Origin of the sequence: uncultured Parasphingorhabdus sp. (assembly GCF_963677535.2) — a bacterium.
In the GTDB taxonomy this organism is placed as follows: domain Bacteria; phylum Pseudomonadota; class Alphaproteobacteria; order Sphingomonadales; family Sphingomonadaceae; genus Parasphingorhabdus.
This window is the reverse complement of sequence record NZ_CAXXUT010000003.1, coordinates 1,715,857-1,733,783: the sequence shown is the minus strand read 5'-3', so window position 1 is coordinate 1,733,783 and position 17,927 is coordinate 1,715,857. Positions and strand designations below refer to the sequence as shown.

The window sequence follows — 17,927 nt, the reverse complement described above, 5'->3', positions numbered from 1 at the left end:
ACCAAGAAGGCGAGGCTCCCGCTTCACAGCAATTGCACCGTATAAATTTCATCCGGCTGGAACCCCAAGCCGAGAGCCATGCGTATCGCAACCAGCAGCACCATGGATGCCAACGCCAACCGCAGATATTCCGGTCGCATCCGTTGCGCGAACTTTGCGCCAAGCTGCGCACCGGTCACGCTGCCAAGCAGCAGCAGGGAGGCCAGAACAATATCGACCGCCCGCGTGGTCATGCTGTGCATCATCGTCGACGCGATAGTGACAAATAATATCTGGAAAAGCGAGGTTCCCACCACCACCTGCGCGCCCATACCCAGCAGGTAGAGCATCGCCGGTACCATGATGAAACCGCCACCGACACCCAATAACATCGTCAGAATGCCGGTAAGCAGACCAAGCACGAACGGCGCGATAGGCGATATATACAGACCGGACCGGTAGAAGCGCCATCGGAAAGGCAGATTGGCAACCAGCGGATGATGGCGTCGCTTACGGGCGGGCATCGGCTTGCCGGCGCGCAGCGCGCGGACGCTCTGCAGGGATTCCTTGAACATCAGCCCACCAATGCTGGACAGCATCAGGACATAGAGAACATTGATTACGGTATCAATCTGGCCCCAGGTCTGGAGGATCTGGAACAGCCCGGTGCCAACGATTGTACCGACGATGCCACCGACCACCAGTATCGCACCCATACGAAAATCGACGCCTTTGCGGCGCATATGGGCGGCGACACCGGAAATGCTGGCCCCCGTGACCTGAGTGGAGGCCGATGCAGCGGCCACGGTTGGCGGTATTCCGTAAAAAATCAGCAGCGGCGTGGTAAGAAACCCGCCGCCCACACCGAACATTCCGGACAAAATACCAACCAGTCCGCCGAGAAGGACGATGACGAACGCATTTACCGATAGATTGGCGATTGGCAGATATATGTCCATATAGATGTTGGACTAATCTCTTTTGCTGTCGGGATAAAGGGCGTTGCTGCCTCGCGGGCAGGAAATCGATCCGATCCGCCGACAGGACCGGAAATACGCTTGTTCAGAAGCCTGTCGAAACGGTTAGCGCTGCTCCGTTTCCAGGCCGCGCATTGCCGCCAACGCGGATTCGCCAGTCAAGGGCAATCCGCGCCGAATGCCCGATGACGGGGACGGTCACATCGATCCGCGGTCCGACATCGACGCGGCGGATATTGCGTTGACCGCCAGCCCAGGCGCCCGGCCCCACGGATATTCTTGCTGAGCCTAGCCCCGCTATCGGTCGCTGTACAGTTGCTGCGCCGTCAAAGAAATAGGTCTCATTCGGACCAAGCACATAGCCGGCCTGTGCATAGGTCTCGAGCGTCCAACGTTCTGCAATCGGCTCTGGACCGGTGCCACCGGTTACAAAGAAAGCGGTTCCCGATTCCCGTCCCCTCGCGGCATCAAAACGCTGCTCCGCGTGCAAGGCGACGGGAAAGGTCCGAACCGGCTGGATGCGGGCCCCCAGAGCAACCTCCTCTTGGCTCCAGGGATCCAGCGCTGTCGAAACGCGGCCATATAGGGATATATCCGGTGCCCGCCTGTCCAGCAGTTGATAGGACAATATAGCGCCAGCCTGACTACCGCCATATTGCCCGTTGGAGATCAATTGCCGCCCGTTGCCCTGCACCCCCCGATCCGGACCGGGATCATGCCGTGCAAATATCCAAAAATAGGCAGAGAACCGGTTGCGCGCGTGACGAGTGGGTGGAACCGGAAAAGGCTGGCGGGCACCGGCACCTACCGGTGCAGTCGAACCGGTCGAATTGGATAAAGTCTGCAGAAGAAAACTGCTGGCTTCTTCAGAATCCTGCCATCGCCAAGATGGACGGTCCGGCACATGGGCGGTTTTCCTATCTTCCACCGGTACTTTTAGCGCGCCTTCTCCTGTCATATTGGATGAATGATGATCGGACGTATTTGCCTGTTCACGGCGGATTTCAATCGGGACGGCCAATGATCGGTTAGAAAAGGAGAGCCGATTGCTGTCTCCGGCCCGATAGGCAGCGCTTGTCGAAACTGGCTGTGGTGGGTTTGAAACGATATTCGCCGTTCCATGCCAGGAGATCACACGCACCACTATCCAGATCGCGGCCAGAGTGACCATTGCACGCAGTGGCGCACCTGCTGTTGTCGTCAACAACGGATCAGCCTCTACCGCCTGTGCTGGCCTGCGGTCGGAGTTGCTGAACATCCTTCGCATCGGGATAAAAATGGCTGGTCTTTTCCCACCGGGCGGGCTGACCGGTCAGCTGACCGATATATTGGCTGAGCGCGCGCCAAACGGCCATGATATTGATCAGATTGGCCACCACTGTCCGGGGAATCGACAAAAAGGCTTCGCGCAGACCGTATAAGGAAAAGACAAAATAGAATTTCATCGCCAGCCGCCACAGCAGAAAACCCAGATTGAGAATGAGCAATATTTCCAGGAAACCGGAAACGGGCCGGGGGCGATACATGCCGATCAGATCAGCGAACGCCAATATTCCCATCAATATGACGGCCACATAGGCAATAGCGACGATAATGGCCGCGAAACTGGCCTTGCGATCACGCAGACGCATCCAGTTTTCCCGCCAGCTATTCTTCCAGCCCAGACGATCCCATCCGGACAGGGAAATGCCTGCCATCCAGCGACTTTTCTGCCGTATGGCGTCTTCCAGTTTATCAGGAAAAAACTCCTGCGTGGCGACCAGCTGTCCGTTCCGATCCCGCAACCGGGCAAAAATGCCGCGCGATTCTCCGCCCGTCAGATGAAGTCCCAATTCATAATCTTCGGTCAGGCTCCGCGCATCAAAGGGCTTTCCGCGGGTTCTGGCCGCCAGTTTCTGCAGGCTTTCTCTGGCGAAAGCACAGCCGACACCAGCAGAAGGTATGGACGCGCCGAGCGCTTCCCGCAGCACCATTTGCTTGCCGTGCAATTCGGCAAACTCATCGCCATAATGGCCGGCGACCCAGCGCGATCCTTTTGCCCGTCGGGGGATGACCGGCAACTGGACCAATGCAGCGCGTCCAATCAGATGTCTGAAAAGCCGCAATGCTTCAGGATGCACGATATCTTCCGCATCGTGCAATATGATCGCGGCATAATTTCTGTTTTCCTCGATCTCGTCGCGACAGAGGGCGTCCCAGAGATGGTTGAGACAATCTGCCTTGGTGGTCGGGCCGTCATGCTGACACATGACCAGCCTGATCTTGCTATCGCCCGCGGCAGCGGCAGCCACCGCCGCAACCGTGTCGCTATCATTGGGATAGCAGCCCACGTATATTCGATATTCATTGCCGGCCCATTGCTGCAAACAGCGCCGCAGCATTGCCCCGATCACCGCCGCCTCCTGCCAGGCCGGCACGAATATCGCCATCCGGCATCCGGGTGAAGGGTCCGCAAGCTTTTCCACCGTCACCCGTTCGTAGCGTGAGTAGACGAAAAGCCGCCGTTTCATGCGATGAAAAAGCCACAAACCGTCGAACATCAGATCGTCGACGGAACCGATCAGGAAAGACAGGCTGGCAAACAGCAGCAGTTCCTTCTGCAGAAAGTCGAGAAACGGCAAATATTGGTCGCCTGCCATGGACATTCTCCGGCTGTTCGCAAAAGCTGTGCCTCTGCGAGTGGTTTTCTGGGATGAACAAAGAACAAACGGTTTGCTGCGTGCAGACGCTAGCCGGACTCCAGTTGCTGCTGCGACGGTGCCAGTTGATTTTCCCTGGCCCCGATCGCCAGCGCCAGCAACATCGGATAGGCCCAGAAGACTGCTCCCGTACCTAGCGCCCAAGCGGTTATCTGCGGTGCCACGATCGTTGTCATATGCGTAGTTAAGGCTAGCAAATGAAAAGCCGTGGCCCACATCGGCCAGAACCGATTGGATTTAAGCGACAGCCAAATCAACGCAAAAAAAGCAACGATATCAATTGCAAATATTCCTACTTCCAATGTTGCCCACGATGTTCCGAACGAACGTGCAACCGCCAAGGTCGATAGTGATCCCAATATCATAATCGTCGCTCCGCAATATTCCCAACGTGCGCCCCGCAAAATTGCATATCCGCAACAAGCGAACAAAAAAATATAATAGAGATAGCCCCAGATGGTGTGAAAGATCACTGCGTCGTTTCTAACTTTGGACGCGCTGCATCGTGAAACCGGACCAGCATCGTTTTGACCATCTAGGCAGCATGATCAGCCATATTTACGATATTCTCATCCAAGGTCTGAGCCATTTCGGACGGCTTTACTCCGGTACTCCCCATCGCCATCGCCTGCAATCCAATCTGATCACGGGTTTCTGCGAGATGGTTGTGCGTCGAAACCAGACATCCCCTGGCCGCAACCAATGCAGTCAGCGTTGCTGCCGCCTGATCAATCGCCTTCTGCCCGACTACAGCCGAGAGTTTGGCGTTCGCCCGCGCAACGGGCATATATCCGGCCAGATCTGACACTCTACATATAGCATCGTCGATGGCCTGTTCCGCCGCAAATAGCCGTTTCGCCAGATTCTCGGCTGCGTCTCGTCGTTGTTTAAGCACCTTCGTTCCTTTCCTTAGGCTGGGAATCCACGCGAACTCACGCATGGAATCGTCAACGGGCGAATGACGAAGCCGGAAGGGCGTGTTGCTTAACCCTTCAGTCGGGAAAGCGCTTCCAGTCCCGCAACCAAGCCGCCGAAAGACAAGGCAGACCCGATCGCAATGGCCAATATCCATCCCAAACGCTCTACAGCAGCAAGACGGTTTTTCTCGCCGCGAAAGCGTGGAAAGGGCAGCGGCCGTCGTGCAACTTCCGCCTGACCCAAAGCCGCAGCAGCCCTGCCACGAACCGCATTCGCTCGATCATCCGTTTTGCCGGCTAGTCTTTCGCTGGTTCTCCCGGATGACGGCTCCTGTTCCCTTGTTTCAGGGACAGGCTCAACCCGCGACGTTTGATATATCAATGGTTGATACGTTTTTTGCTGATCTTCGGCGGCGAATTTTCGCGCCGCTTCGAAACGCGACTGGACGTTCAAAATGCGGATAGCCGTGCGCAACCGCTGATCCACCGTGTGCGGGGACACACCAAGTTCGCGTGCAATTTCCTTCGAATTGAGATGCGCCAGCACAAGCCGCAAGCAATCGCGCTGTCCGTCATTCAGCTGGTCAATATTGCTTACCGGCATTGCAAGGAAAGCCGGTCGAATCGACAGCAGAAAAATATGAAAGATGACGAACAGAAAGGAAAGCCTGGTCGATCCTGTTCAAACAAGATCGGAATTAACCGCCCTATTGCCATTGAGGCCCCCTAATTTTTCAATTAGCTCCATGGTATTCTGCACGACCATTACCAGATAGTTCGAAAATTTTGAAATATTATTGGCAAGCTGAACGACAGCCGGACCGCCGAGACATTTCCCAGCCGGTGAAACGGCTCTGGAACGCAAAGTATGCTGGACTTGCCTGCAGCTTCAGGCCATCTACCAAAGAAAAAGATGGAGAGAGCATGAACGCTACGCAGGCTGCAGCGCCCCTGACCAATACGGGACTGGCATATCGATCGGACGGATATCGCAACTACGTGATCATCTCGCTGATGCTCCTCTACACCCTGAATTTCATCGATCGCATATTGATCGGTGTCGTCGCCCAGCCGATCATCGAAGAATTCAGGTTGCAGGACTGGCAGTTTGGCCTGTTGTCCGGCTTCGGCTTCGCCCTGATGTATACCGTAATGGGCATTCCGATCGCCCGGCTTGCCGAGCGAATGAACCGCGTCAAGATTATCGCCGCCAGCGTGATCCTCTGGTCACTGATGACCGCATTATGCGGGATTGCCGGCAGTTTCATCGCGTTACTTGTTTTCCGTATCGGCGTCGGCATCGGGGAAGCTGGCCTGACACCCGCCGCCAATTCGATTATTTCAGACTATTTTCCACCGCGCAGCCGCGCACGGGCTATCGCGATCTACACAATGGGCATTACCTTGGGGGGCGTGCTGGCCAATGCTTTTGGCGGTCCGATCACCGAATTATTTTCCTGGCGCGAGGCTTTTCTCGCTCTGGGCGTCCCTGGGGTCATTTTCGGTCTGATTTTCCTGTTTACAGTCGAGGAACCGCCACGCGGCTATGCTGATCCGCCAACCGCGACCAAACCCGAGAAAATGGGTATCACGGAGACAATCAGGGAAGTTTCCGGCAAACGCAGCTTCTGGATCAATATGATCGCTGCCGCACTGGTCGCCTTTGTCGGCTATGGCGTCAGCAATTTCCAGGTCGCTTTTTTTCAGCGCGCGCATGAAATGTCCATTTCGGAAGTGACCCTGCAGATTGCGGTCCCCCTCGGCCTGGCCGCTTCATTCGGCGCGTTCATTACCGGCTATCTGACCGAGAAAATGAGCGGACGCTATCCCAATGTGGTGGCATGGCTGCCGGGGATCATGCTGATCATTTGCGTTCCCTTATACTGGATCGGCTTGACCACGGATAGCGTAGCCATCGCGTTGACGGCTTTGCTGTTCGCCGCTGTCCTTCATTATGGCTATCTCGGAGCGCAATATACGATCTGCCAGGGCGTCGCGAGCCCGCAGTCGCGCGCCACCGCCGTCGCCCTGTTCCTGTTCATCGTAAACCTTATCGGTTACGGCTGCGGTCCACTCGTCATGGGAATTGCCAGCGACCTGCTGATGAATGCCGATCTCGCTGCCTCGCAATATGCCGCGGAGCTGACCGGCCAGATTTGCAAAGGCAAACCGGAAGAGCTGATTGCAGCACTGGGCGCAGCCAAGACCAATGCCTGCCTCACGGCCAGCGCGGAAGGTTTGCGCTGGTCGATGATCTATATTGTCGGCCTGTTCTTCGTCGCAGGCGGTCTTTATATCTATGTCTGCAAGACGCTCCAGCAAGACCTCGTAGCAAAGATGAGCTAGACCCATATGGCCCGCCCCAAAACCTGGCAGCTGATCGCTGCAAATTATCCCGTGTCTGTCGTGATGCAAACGCGCTTTCAGGATATTGATCCCAACCGGCATCTCAACAATGTCGCCTTCGCGGCGATGTTCGAGAATGCGCGGGTGCGGTTGAACCGCAGCCTGCGGCCATGGGCGGACCGACCGAAAAACGAGCGGAGTATGGTTGCCTCGGTTGCGATCAACTATCTTCGTGAAGGCCATTATCCTGATGACGTGGAGGTGAGTTCGGGCGTCAGCAAGATCGGCCGTTCAAGCTATGTCATCGCACAGGCAATGTTCCAGAATGGCCAGTGTATTGCCACTTGCGAGTCTGTCATCGTCTGCCGCACCGACGGCGAAGGCAGACCGCTGCGGCAGGAGGTGGTCGATGAACTGGAGAAAATGCGCACCACCGGCTGACGGCTTTAGGAAAGCTCCCCCCAGCCACGATCTAACCAAACTGGCGGCACGCAAGAATAAGGTGCTTAGACAGACTCAGGACGAACGGCGCTGGTCGGCAGTCAGCAAATCAGTCGACGAAATTCGCTTCCCGTTTCTGCATGAAGGCCATCACTGCTTCGATCTGGTTCGGCGTGCGGGCAACCTTGTCCTGGCCCACCGATTCCATCATTAAAATCTCGTCTTCGTTCATGTCCGGCAATTTGTTGATCAGATCCTTTGCGATCTGCACGGCCTGCGGATGCTTGCTGGCGATCTCGGCCGCGATTTCCATGGCCCTGGCATGCGGGTCATCGGCCAGATGGGTGACGAAGCCCAGCTCCTTGCCTTCTTCGCCGGTAAAGATGCGGTTGGTATAGGTCAACTCGCGCAGGATATCATCGCGCACAAAGCTGCGCCAGGTCGTGTAGCTGCCCATGTCCGGGATCAGGCCCCAGCGCATTTCCATAATCGACATTTTGGCATCCGGCGCAACCACACGGATGTCGGCAGCGCTGGCAAATTGCAGCCCCCCACCGATACATGGACCGTGGATCGCGGCGATGACCGGAGCTTTCAGGCGGCGCCAGAGCAACACGATATGCTGATATTTATTGGCATTGCCAAAGGTCCGCTCGGCCAGCGTGCTGGAAAGGGGTGATTTTTCACCGCCTTCTTTCTCGTCCGAAGCGGCAGCAGCCGAGGCAGCAAAATTGCCCATATCGAGACCGGCGCAAAAAGCCCTGCCTTCACCCGACAGGACGATGGCACGAATACCCTCCATCGCTGTCAACTTTTCGCCGGCTTCCACGATGGCTTCAATCTGTGCCGCGTCGAGCGCGTTCATCTTGTCGGGTCGGTTGAACCGGACATCGGCGATATGATCCTTGACGGTGATGGTGACGCGCTCTGACATTGTTCATCCTTTGCTCTTCCCCGTTCGCTGCGAGCGACATCGAGAAATATGATATTCCCACTGTGCCTCGCCTGGGCTTGACACGAAGGGGAATGAAGATTCGTTGCTATCCGGCCGCCTGTTTAATCGCCCAGTTAACCAGCGGCAACTGGTCATTGCCAAAATACATTCTTTCACCCTTTCCGAATGGCACGAACATACTTGGCGAGCCATAGGCTCCGCGAGCAATCGCTTCTTCGGTATTGGCGCGCAGCCGGTTCTTGATGGCCTGCTCCTGCATCTGCGCAGCAAGAGCGGCACCGTCGAGACCGACTTCATTGGCAATCGCGATCAGCACGTCCGGATCATCCAGATTGCGCTGATCACCATAATAAGCGTTGAAGGCAGCGGTTGCGAACTTGTGCAGCGCGACCTGGTCCTCTTCCAGCGCGCAGCACAGGCGCATCGCATGCACCGACTTGACCGGATGATGCTCGCTCGGGAAATTCATCGGCAATCCGGCCAGCGTGGCCCAGTCCTTCAACACGCGAAAACTGTGGACGAATTTGCGGTTGTCGGGGTTTTCCCGCGCGGCATAGACATCCTGATTGACCGCATTGAAAACGCCGCCAACGAGAAACGGCTTCCAGATGATTTCTGCGCCATTATCTTCGATGATCGGCTGGATGTTGTGGAAGGCAAGGCACGTCCAGGGGGAAGAGAGATCGAAATAGAATTCCACTGTGGTCATATACCGGTTCCCTTAACTTTACCCTGTTCCGCGCATCGCGCGCTCTATTCCTTCAACCCGAACAATGTCCTGCGCGCCTGCGCGTCATCCTGTGGGTTGCGATTGATTTTGTCGCGGCCGACCGCCATCCCGCGCCGCAGACCTTCGCGCTGCTTGAGCGTCTCGTACCAGCGCTTCACATGGCGAAAATGCTCAAGCGCGATTTCCTGCCGCTTGTAGGTCTGCACCCACGGAAAGCAGGCCATGTCGGCAATGCTATACTCTTCACCCGCCAGAAAGTCATGATCCGCCAGACGCCGGTCCATCACGCCAAACAAGCGCAGCACTTCCTTGCGATAGCGTTCGGTGGCATATTCGATCCGGTCGGGCGCGTAGAGCTTGAAATGACCATGCTGCCCCATCATTGGCCCCAGCCCGCCCATTTGCCACATCAGCCATTCCGTCGCGGCAATCTGTCCGCGCAGATCGTGCGGCAGAAACTGCGCCGCCTTGTCCGCCAGATAAAGCAGGATCGCACCGGTTTCAAAAATACTCACAGGTTCGCCGCCATCCACCGGTTCATGATCGACGATCGCGGGAATCCGGTTGTTCGGACTGATCGCGAGAAAATCCGGTTCGAATTGCTCGCCTGCCCCGATATTCACCCATTTGAGATTATAGTCGAGTCCGGCCTCCTCGAGCATGACCGAAATCTTCCAGCCATTGGGTGTTGGCGCAAAATAAAGATCGATCACGGGGATATCACCTGTTGTAAATCTCAGCCTCCGTCACGCGTCATCAAATCGCTTCGTTCTGGCCCGGCGTATTGACACCCATTTTCTGCAGATATTTCTTCACATTGCGTGCCGCCTGGCGGATGCGTTGCTCGTTCTCGACCATGGCGATGCGGACAAAGCCCTCGCCGTCCTCGCCATAGCCGACGCCCGGAGCGACCGCGACACCGGCCTGGGTCAGCAATTGCTTGGAAAATTCGAGGCTGCCCATATGGGCCAGTTGCGGTGGCAACGGAGCCCATGCGAACATCGAAGCCGCGGGGGGCGGAACGTCCCAGCCCGCCCGGCCAAAGCTTTCCACCAGCACGTCGCGACGCTTGTGATAGAGTTCGCGGTTCTTCGCGACCTGATCCTGCGGGCCATTGAGCGCCGCGCAAGCCGCCGCCTGGATCGGCGTGAAACTGCCATAGTCGATATAGCTTTTTACCCGGCTTAGCGCACTGATCAGCGTCTGGTTACCAACCGCAAAGCCGACTCGCCAACCGGCCATCGAATAGGTCTTGCTGAGCGAGGTGAATTCCACCGCGACATCTTTCGCGCCCGGCACCTGTAATATTGAAGGTGTCGGATTGCCGTCATAATAAAGTTCGGAATAGGCCAGATCGGAGAGAAGCCAGACCTTGTTTTCCTTGGCCCAGGCCACCAGCCGCTCGTAGAAGGCGAGATCGACGACTTCCGCGGTCGGATTGGAAGGATAGTTGACCACCAGCAATGTCGGACGCGGGACGGTAAAAGCCATCGCCCGTTCCAGCGACTCCCAATAATGTTCGTCGGGCGTGGTCGGTACGCTGCGAATGGTCGCACCGGCGATGATGAAACCGAAAGTATGGATCGGATAGCTCGGATTCGGTGCCAGGATACAGTCACCCGGTGCCGTGATGGCGGTAGCCAGACTGGCCAGTCCCTCTTTCGAGCCAAGCGTCACCACGACTTCCGTTTCGGGATCCAGATCCACGCCGAAACGGCGGCCGTAATAATTGGCCTGTGCCTTGCGCAGACCAGGAATTCCCTTGGATGCGGAATAGCCGTGCGCGTCCGGCTTTTGCGCCACTTCGCAAAGCTTGTCGATGACATGCTGCGGTGGCGGCAGGTCGGGATTGCCCATGCCGAGATCGATAATATCCTCACCGGCCGCTCGCGCCGCTGCCCGCATGTTATTGACTTCGGCAATCACATAGGGTGGCAGTCGCTTGATGCGGTAAAACTCTTCGGACATTATTGATCGTTTCTTGCGTTAAATATTACAGGGCCCCCGCTTTGCGTAATTTTCACGCGAATGTCGAGTGCTAGTCGGTGGGAATTGTGCGCAACGGACATGGCGTTGGATAAAGACAAAATCGCGTCACGGGAATGGAGCCTCCCTCCCCACCCAGATTCCCAAGAAATGTTTATCCATCAAGACTTTCAGTTTGCGGGTTTATTTCTGCGCCCCCGGTGATTATTCCAGAGATCCAGAGAATATTGCGGGGCGGGGGATGAATGAATAGAATGGGTGTAACTGGATTGCCTATTGTTAAGGTGGTCAGAGCAATCGTAATTTTCAGCCTTTTTACTACAGCGGCCCAGGCTCGGGACGATACTGCCACTGTAGACCAGGCGAATAATAAGCCCCAATCCGCCGATATTATCGAGACAAAAATTTTCGCGAAACCGGGCCATTTCGGTAATCCAAAAATATCTCCTGACGGCGAGCGCGTCGTATACCGGCAGCAACTGGGCGGCAAATCCTATCTCACCGTTGCGGTATTATATGGTGATGCCAAGAAACGCATAACCATTCCCGAAAATGTGGATCTTCGCTGGTATCGGTGGGCGGGCAACAACAAGATATTGTTCGGCGTGTCCGCCATCGTCGACACGTCGCGTGGCCAGCGCAGGCACACGGGGCTGTATGTCACGGATGTGAGCAGCGGCGTTTCCATTACACTGGGCCGGAAAACGCAGGGATATGACGGGGACAATGTCCTCTATGTCGATCCCACCGGTACATATATCCTGCTTTCCATGCAGCGGTCCATTTTTGATTATCCCGCCGTATATCGTGTCGAACTCGCCAATAATGAAACCACGCGCGTGGTCCGCAGGCAATCACAGATTTGGACCTGGATTGCCGACAATAGTGGCGTTGTGAGAATGGGGCTGAGCCAGATTGGCGGCACCTTGAAAATCTACTATCGAAAGACGGCGGGAGAGAAATTCAGACAAATCGGGAAAATAAGGGAAAAGGACGATCTGGAAGAAGCCCTGCTGGATATCACAGATATCGTTTCCGAGGCCGATGAAGGTTACATCCTGTCCAACGAGAAAACAGGACGCTTCGCGCTTTACAAGTTCAACTATCTGACTCGCGAAGTCGGAGAAATGGTATTTGGCCATGACGAGAATGACATTACCGGGTTCAAGCTCAACGATAGCGGGACCGCATTGGAATCGGTCTATTTTACCGACTCCCGGGACCGGGTAAAATGGTTTGACGACGAACTTGCAGAACATCAGCGGAAGCTGGATGCCGCCCTGCCGGGACAGGAAGCGTGGATCCAGTCCAAAAGCCGCGACGGGAAACGCATGATCGTCTATGTGACATCATCTACCGATCCGGGCAGCTATTATCTCTACGAACCCGAGATCAAGAAACTCGCGTGGTTTGCCAGCCTGAACGACAAGCTGGACACCGGGAAACTGTCCAGAACGGAATATGTGAAATATGATGCCCGTGACGGCACCACGATTCCGGCCTATCTCACGCTGCCCAAAAACCGTCCCGCCGAGAATTTGCCGCTTGTCATCCTCCCGCACGGTGGCCCTTTTGGCGTTCGGGACACGCTGGATTACAACACCGAAGCACAGTTTCTTGCCAACCGCGGATATGCCGTGTTGCAACCCAATTATCGGGGTTCCGACAGCTATGGGGAGGCTTTCTACAAAAAAGGCTCGGGAGAAATCGGCCGCGCGATGCAGGACGATCTCGACGACGGGATGGATTGGCTGGTTGGCCGCGGCATTGTTGATTCGAACCGGGTCTGCATCGTCGGGGGCTCTTATGGCGGTTACGCGGCCCTATGGGGCGTCACGCGAAATCCCGAACGCTATCGCTGTGCCGCCAGTTTCGCCGGGGTTACTGACTGGGACAAACAGCTCAGTTATGACGGTCGCTTTTTGAGAAGCCGGTATAAAAGGGAATGGCAAGAGGAAATAAGGGGCGATGAGGAATTTGATCTCGACACGGTTTCCCCTGCCCGGCTCGTTGCGCAACTGGAGCGCCCGATCCTGCTCGCCCACGGAAAGAAAGACAGTACCGTCCCTTTCAGCCAGTTCAAATTTTACCGGTCAGAACTCGAGAAAGCCGGGAAAGACGCAGATTATATTGTTTACGAAAGCGAAGGACACGGCTTTTCGGATTCCGAAAACGAGAAGGACTGGCTGGATAAGCTGGAGGCCTTTCTGAACCGGCACAATCCGGCCTACTAGAACGGCCGGGGTTTTAGAACGGCCCGCCTACTAGAACGGACAGTCCGGGCTTCATGACGCTATCGTGCGAGCCCCGCGGAGCACCGTCTGGCTTTGGCTTCCCCTCAGCGCGATGGACTTCTTCCGGATCGTATCGAGGAAATGCCAGGTCGAAGTCGCTTTTTCGGGGGTGAGCGCCACGCTCATATAGCCGCGATGTTCGGTGTCGGCCCATTGCAGCTGCTCGTTGGTACCAACCACAGCCTTGGCCACCAGATCAGGATTCACGCCTTTGGTATAGGCTTCGAAGCCTGGCGAGCTGACACTATGTCCGGCAAATTCCACACCGGCAGCGCCATCTTGTGTCCCCAGCTCAAAAGCCCAGGCATTGTGACTGTCGCCCGACAGGGCGATCAAGTCGGCATCGGCTTGCTGCGCGGCGGCCAGCGAGCGGGCGCGGGCCTGCGGATAGCCGTCCCAGCTGTCGAAATTGATCGGCAGTCCAATCTGGGCGGCCAGTGCGCCCACCGCGACACGTGCCTGCGCGATCGGCGGCGCATCTTCCGGCACCCAGTTTTTGGCGTCTTGCGGCAGCACCAGTTCGCCCATGACGCATTGCTGCGACCAGACTTGCCACTTCGTACCAGAGGCTCTGGATTTCCGCATGGCATTCGCGAACCATTGTTCCTGGACCGCACCCAGCATCGAGCGGTCCGGGTCCTGCCAGACATCGTCGCGAAACGCCTTGAGCGCCGCGGCGACATCTTTCTGCCCCTCGATCGCTTCGGCCAGGTCCACCGGCTTGTCGCGCCCGCCAATCCGACTCTCGGTAAAGAACAGCGTCGCCAGATCACCGATCTGATATTCGCGCCAGCGCGGGCTGCCGAATTCCATGTCGCGAACCGGCATCCATTCGCGGTAGACGCGTTCGGCGACGCGTTTGCGCACTTCCCAGTCCCCTTCGCTCGGATCGTGATTCTGCGCGCCATCCTTGTAAGCGTCATTGGCAAATTCATGGTCATCCCATGACGGTATCATCGGCAAAACCTGATGGATGCGCTGCAGGTCGGGATCGCTGCGATAGGCGGCATAGCGCAGCCGGTAATCGGCAAGCTGGACCATCTCGTGGGCGGGATCGATTTTCCGGCCCGCCAGCGCCTCCTCCTTGGAAGGATAGGTGCCGATCGGATATTCGTAGAGATAATCGCCGGTGTGAATGATCAGGTCGAGTTCTTTATTTTGCGCGGCATGGGCATAGGCGTTGAAATAGCCGAACGGCATGTTGGAACATCCGACAACGCCGATGTTGAAATTCTGGACCGGTCCTTGCGGCAGGGTGCGGGTCCGGCCAATGACCGATTTGGAGCCGTCCGGCCCGACAAAGCGAAAGAAATACCACCGGTCAGGGCTGAGACCGTCAACGGTGATCTTGGCCGTAAAATCCCGCTCGGTTGTTGCCTGCACTTCTCCAACCATTCTGGCACTGGTAAAATCGGCATTATCCGATATTTCCGCGGTCAATCTGGCATCGCCGCTGCCGACATAACGGGTCCATAAGAGCACCGAGTCTTGCGCAGGTTCGCCGCTCGCCACGCCGTGAGTAAACCCCTTCCCTCTCATTAGCGAGGCCGACGCCGGCACACCGAGCGCACCAAGGCCGAAAGTTCCCAGCGCCATCAATTGGCGGCGATCGATATTCATGGTCATGACTTTATCCCAAAATGCCTAGAGCGAGCAAAATAACGAAGAATAACGTCAGACTGATGACAGTGAATATGAGCAGGAACGATAGCCGGACCAGCGCTTCGGGGCGGGACAACTTATAGGCATGTCTGAGTTGCCGGTAGATATGGAACGGCGGATAAAACAGCAGCAAAGCCCCCCAGATTTCATCCGGAGCGCCGATTGCAGCCAGTATCGCGCAGACCACGAATAACAACGACATGAATGCGATGGAATAAGTGGCGAAAACCGCGTGATCATAGAAATGGTAACCGCGACGACCGATCAATGCGAGCCACACGAAAGGGATGGAGATCGGGATCAGCAACCAGGCAAATTTATAGCCGTTGGCTTTCAGCTTATAAAACAGCAGGGAGGGATTCTTGTTGGCGCGTTCCAGTCCGCTTTTAAGCATTTTGCCAAACCCGCTATTCTCCAGATCCGACCATATTCCCAGCCTATTTCCATTCCCGCGGCTTGCATTCTGTTCTTCTGCCCCGACATTCGCAGTCCGGGAAGACTCATCCACCTGTCCTGAATCGTCAATCGCCGCAAAATCCTCCCCCAGGCCGACTTCCGGATAGGGAAGCTCGCTCATCGTCATGGTGGCAAGGACATTGCGGTTTTGCTTCATGTCCAGGATTTGTGCGCGGACCTCGGCCTTGTCTGCCTCGGACGCCGCTTCCAGTTCTTTGATCTTGTCCTGCAGACGTGCCTCAATTTCTTGAGATTCTGCAGTGACCGCACCGTTGAAGCCGACAGTTTCGCTATCATTGCCATCAGCGGAAAACGGACTTTCTATAAATGAAAATACCGCAAACATCATGAATACCGAGAACAGGAACAATGCCATCGGAGAAATGAACTTGGCGCGCTCCCCGCGCACATAGCGGCGTGTCAGATGGCCCGGTTTCCAAAACAACAAGGGCAAAGTGCGCCAGAATTTTCCCTCAAAATGCAATACACCGTGCAAAATATCGTGCCAGAACGCACCGATCGACCGGTGAATGTGCAATGGCTGGCCGCATTCCGTACAATAACGGCCCGTAACTTTCGATGAGCAATTCAGGCATATGTGCCCCTCGCCGTCCGATGCGCCCATGTTTTCGGCATCCACCGCTTTGGCTATCAAGCCGCCTTCCACGGCCGTTCCCATTGCTTCCAGTTCTTCCGACATAGCCATTAGTTTTGGCCCATTCGATCGATAAGGCAAGCGGCTTTTTGGGATCGGGAGCGGCCAGAAAGATGAACAGTAACGCAATCGAGATTCGCGGCCGCGCCGCAAAGCTTTTCTGCAGCCGATAGATAGACCGGGAAATGCACACCGGTTGCACAACAATTGTTTCCCGCGATACAAAAGACCGCTAATGGGCGCAGATGACTGCAGAAAAACCGAAGCTCATCATCCGCAAGGCGGAACTGGAAGATGCCCGCAAGATATCCGCCTTGTCGCGCAAGGTCTATGGCAAGGGCGAAGGCTATTCGGCCGAGGAAGTGCGGGGCCAGATCAACAATTTCGCCGATGGCCAGCTGGTTGCCGAATATGAAGGCAAAATTGTAGGCCATTGCGCGACATTCCAGATTTCCGAAAAGACAGCGCGTGCAGCGCATAGCTGGGCGGAAATTACCGGCGGCGGCTTTGCCGCGCGGCACGACCCGAACGGCGAGATTCTCTATGGTATGGAAGTCAGCGTCGATCCGGATTACCGGCGGCTGCGCATCGGCCTGCGCTTCTACAAGGTGCGCCGGGAACTCTGCCAGCATCTCGGGCTGAAGGGCATCATCTTCGGCGGGCGCCTGCCCGGCTATGCACGGCGCAAGCGCAAATATCCCGATCCGGCCGATTATCTGGCCGCAGTGGTCGACAAGCAGTTCCGCGATCCGGTGATCAATTTCCAGCTCAATCAGGGCTTTGTCCCGCTGGGGATTCTGAAGGACTATATGCCGAGCGACAAGGCATCCGGCGGCAATGCAGTGCATATGTTCTGGGAAAACCCGCTGGCTGCCGAAGCCAAGCTGCTGACCCAGACACCGCATGACCGGCTACCCCAGTCGGTGCGCGTGGCAACGGTACAATTCCAGATGCGCAAAATTATTTCGCAAACCGACTTCGAGGAACAGGTTGAATATTTTGTCGATGTCGCCGCTGATTATGGCGCAGACTTTGTCACGTTCCCCGAACTGTTCACGCTGCAATTGCTGTCCCTCGAAGGAGAGAAACTGGAACCGGCCCAGGCGATCGAAAAAATCGCCGAATATACCGACCGGTTCAAGGAAGTGATGGAGAAGCTGGCGGTTTCCTATCATATCAACATCATCGGCGGCTCGCACCCCACCCGCATGGAAAATGGCGATATCCGCAATATCTCTTACGTGTTTCTGCGCAACGGCGCGGTCTACACGCAGGACAAGCTCCATCCGACGCCCAGCGAAGTGCGCTGGTGGAATATCAAGGGCGGCTATGGCGCGGAAGCGATTCCGACCGACTGCGGCCCGATCGGCGTGATGATCTGCTATGACAGCGAATTTCCGGAACTGGCACGCCATCTGGTCGACCAGGGCGCGATGATTTTGTTCGTGCCCTTCTGCACCGACGAACGGCGCGGCTATTTGCGGGTGCGTTACTGCTGTCAGGCGCGCGCGGTTGAAAACCAGTGCTACGTCGTGATGTCCGGGGTCGTCGGCAATCTGCCCAATGTCGAGAATATGGACATTCATTATGCCGAAAGCGCGATCCTGACCCCTTCGGATTTCCCGTTTGCTCGGGACGGCGTGGCAGCCGACACCGCTCCCAACACGGAGACAATTGCGATTGCCGACCTGTCGATGTCGAGCCTCCTGACCAGCCGCCAATCAGGAGCAGTGCAAAATCTCAAGGACCGGCGTTTCGATCTGTACCGGGTATTGTGGAAGGGATAGATACGTTCGAGACGACGTCTGCCGGATCGGTTCTGGTCCGGTT

At 56.3% G+C, this 17,927-nt stretch carries 17 protein-coding genes; 5 read left to right on the top strand and 12 right to left on the bottom strand.

Annotated features, from left to right (window positions below; genetic code table 11):
* Window positions 1-23: 23 nt before the first annotated feature.
* The 4 genes from ACHZCJ_RS15435 to ACHZCJ_RS15420 form a co-directional block, all read right to left on the bottom strand.
* Window positions 24-938, bottom strand: coding sequence for a sulfite exporter TauE/SafE family protein (locus ACHZCJ_RS15435; RefSeq protein ID WP_321327427.1), 915 nt, complete (start codon window positions 936-938; stop codon window positions 24-26).
* A 103-nt stretch (window positions 939-1,041) separates the two neighbouring features.
* Window positions 1,042-2,160: a hypothetical protein gene (locus ACHZCJ_RS15430; RefSeq protein ID WP_394700144.1), complete on the bottom strand. Its 1,119-nt coding sequence runs from the start codon at window positions 2,158-2,160 to the stop codon at window positions 1,042-1,044.
* A 7-nt stretch (window positions 2,161-2,167) separates the two neighbouring features.
* Window positions 2,168-3,595, bottom strand: coding sequence for a glycosyl transferase family protein (locus ACHZCJ_RS15425; RefSeq protein ID WP_321327424.1), 1,428 nt, complete (start codon window positions 3,593-3,595; stop codon window positions 2,168-2,170).
* An 89-nt stretch (window positions 3,596-3,684) separates the two neighbouring features.
* Window positions 3,685-3,819 carry a hypothetical protein gene (locus tag ACHZCJ_RS15420; protein WP_321327423.1) on the bottom strand — a complete coding sequence of 45 codons (135 nt, stop codon included), beginning with the start codon at window positions 3,817-3,819 and terminating at the stop codon, window positions 3,685-3,687.
* A 43-nt stretch (window positions 3,820-3,862) separates the two neighbouring features.
* On the opposite strand from ACHZCJ_RS15420, the gene ACHZCJ_RS15415 reads away from it, so the two are divergent.
* Window positions 3,863-4,096 carry a hypothetical protein gene (locus ACHZCJ_RS15415; RefSeq protein ID WP_159645243.1) on the top strand — a complete coding sequence of 78 codons (234 nt, stop codon included), beginning with the start codon at window positions 3,863-3,865 and terminating at the stop codon, window positions 4,094-4,096.
* Window positions 4,097-4,190: 94 nt separating this feature from the next.
* On the opposite strand, the gene ACHZCJ_RS15410 is transcribed toward ACHZCJ_RS15415, so the two are convergent.
* Together ACHZCJ_RS15410 and ACHZCJ_RS15405 are read right to left on the bottom strand one after the other, a co-directional pair.
* Entirely contained in the window at window positions 4,191-4,595 is a 405-nt protein-coding gene (locus tag ACHZCJ_RS15410) for a hypothetical protein (RefSeq protein WP_321327421.1), read from the bottom strand.
* A gap of 44 nt (window positions 4,596-4,639) precedes the next feature.
* Window positions 4,640-5,176, bottom strand: coding sequence for a helix-turn-helix transcriptional regulator (locus ACHZCJ_RS15405; RefSeq protein ID WP_321327420.1), 537 nt, complete (start codon window positions 5,174-5,176; stop codon window positions 4,640-4,642).
* Between the two features lie 320 nt (window positions 5,177-5,496).
* Here ACHZCJ_RS15405 and ACHZCJ_RS15400 point away from each other — a divergent pair, with 320 nt between their 5' ends.
* Both ACHZCJ_RS15400 and ACHZCJ_RS15395 read left to right on the top strand, forming a co-directional pair.
* Window positions 5,497-6,918, top strand: a complete 1,422-nt coding sequence (locus ACHZCJ_RS15400) for an MFS transporter (RefSeq protein WP_321327418.1) — start codon at window positions 5,497-5,499, stop codon at window positions 6,916-6,918.
* Window positions 6,919-6,924: 6 nt separating this feature from the next.
* Window positions 6,925-7,359: an acyl-CoA thioesterase gene (locus ACHZCJ_RS15395; RefSeq protein ID WP_321327416.1), complete on the top strand. Its 435-nt coding sequence runs from the start codon at window positions 6,925-6,927 to the stop codon at window positions 7,357-7,359.
* Window positions 7,360-7,468: 109 nt separating this feature from the next.
* Here ACHZCJ_RS15395 and ACHZCJ_RS15390 read toward each other — a convergent pair whose 3' ends face one another.
* The 4 genes from ACHZCJ_RS15390 to ACHZCJ_RS15375 all read right to left on the bottom strand — a co-directional run bounded on the left by ACHZCJ_RS15390 (window position 7,469) and on the right by ACHZCJ_RS15375 (window position 11,012).
* The gene (locus ACHZCJ_RS15390; RefSeq protein ID WP_321327415.1) at window positions 7,469-8,293 is read right to left on the bottom strand and encodes a crotonase/enoyl-CoA hydratase family protein; all 825 of its coding nucleotides are present in this window, start codon (window positions 8,291-8,293) and stop codon (window positions 7,469-7,471) included.
* Window positions 8,294-8,399: 106 nt separating this feature from the next.
* Complete coding sequence (locus tag ACHZCJ_RS15385) at window positions 8,400-9,023, bottom strand: 2-hydroxychromene-2-carboxylate isomerase (RefSeq protein WP_321327412.1); 624 nt, start codon at window positions 9,021-9,023, stop codon at window positions 8,400-8,402.
* Window positions 9,024-9,067: 44 nt separating this feature from the next.
* Window positions 9,068-9,757: a glutathione binding-like protein gene (locus tag ACHZCJ_RS15380; protein ID WP_321327410.1), complete on the bottom strand. Its 690-nt coding sequence runs from the start codon at window positions 9,755-9,757 to the stop codon at window positions 9,068-9,070.
* Window positions 9,758-9,800: 43 nt separating this feature from the next.
* On the bottom strand, window positions 9,801-11,012 hold the full coding sequence (locus ACHZCJ_RS15375; protein WP_159645263.1) for an LL-diaminopimelate aminotransferase: 1,212 nt from the start codon (window positions 11,010-11,012) through the stop codon (window positions 9,801-9,803).
* Between the two features lie 287 nt (window positions 11,013-11,299).
* Here ACHZCJ_RS15375 and ACHZCJ_RS15370 point away from each other — a divergent pair, with 287 nt between their 5' ends.
* Window positions 11,300-13,264, top strand: coding sequence for a prolyl oligopeptidase family serine peptidase (locus tag ACHZCJ_RS15370; RefSeq protein ID WP_321327407.1), 1,965 nt, complete (start codon window positions 11,300-11,302; stop codon window positions 13,262-13,264).
* A 51-nt stretch (window positions 13,265-13,315) separates the two neighbouring features.
* On the opposite strand, the gene ACHZCJ_RS15365 is transcribed toward ACHZCJ_RS15370, so the two are convergent.
* A complete protein-coding gene (locus ACHZCJ_RS15365) occupies window positions 13,316-14,950 on the bottom strand; it encodes an alkaline phosphatase D family protein (RefSeq protein WP_321327405.1) in 1,635 nt (544 codons plus the stop codon).
* A 4-nt stretch (window positions 14,951-14,954) separates the two neighbouring features.
* Complete coding sequence (locus ACHZCJ_RS15360; RefSeq protein ID WP_321327403.1) at window positions 14,955-16,142, bottom strand: DUF3667 domain-containing protein; 1,188 nt, start codon at window positions 16,140-16,142, stop codon at window positions 14,955-14,957.
* Window positions 16,143-16,342: 200 nt separating this feature from the next.
* Between ACHZCJ_RS15360 and ACHZCJ_RS15355 the strand changes: the two genes are divergently transcribed.
* A complete protein-coding gene (locus tag ACHZCJ_RS15355; protein ID WP_159645274.1) occupies window positions 16,343-17,884 on the top strand; it encodes a carbon-nitrogen hydrolase family protein in 1,542 nt (513 codons plus the stop codon).
* The last annotated feature ends 43 nt before the right edge of the window (window positions 17,885-17,927 follow it).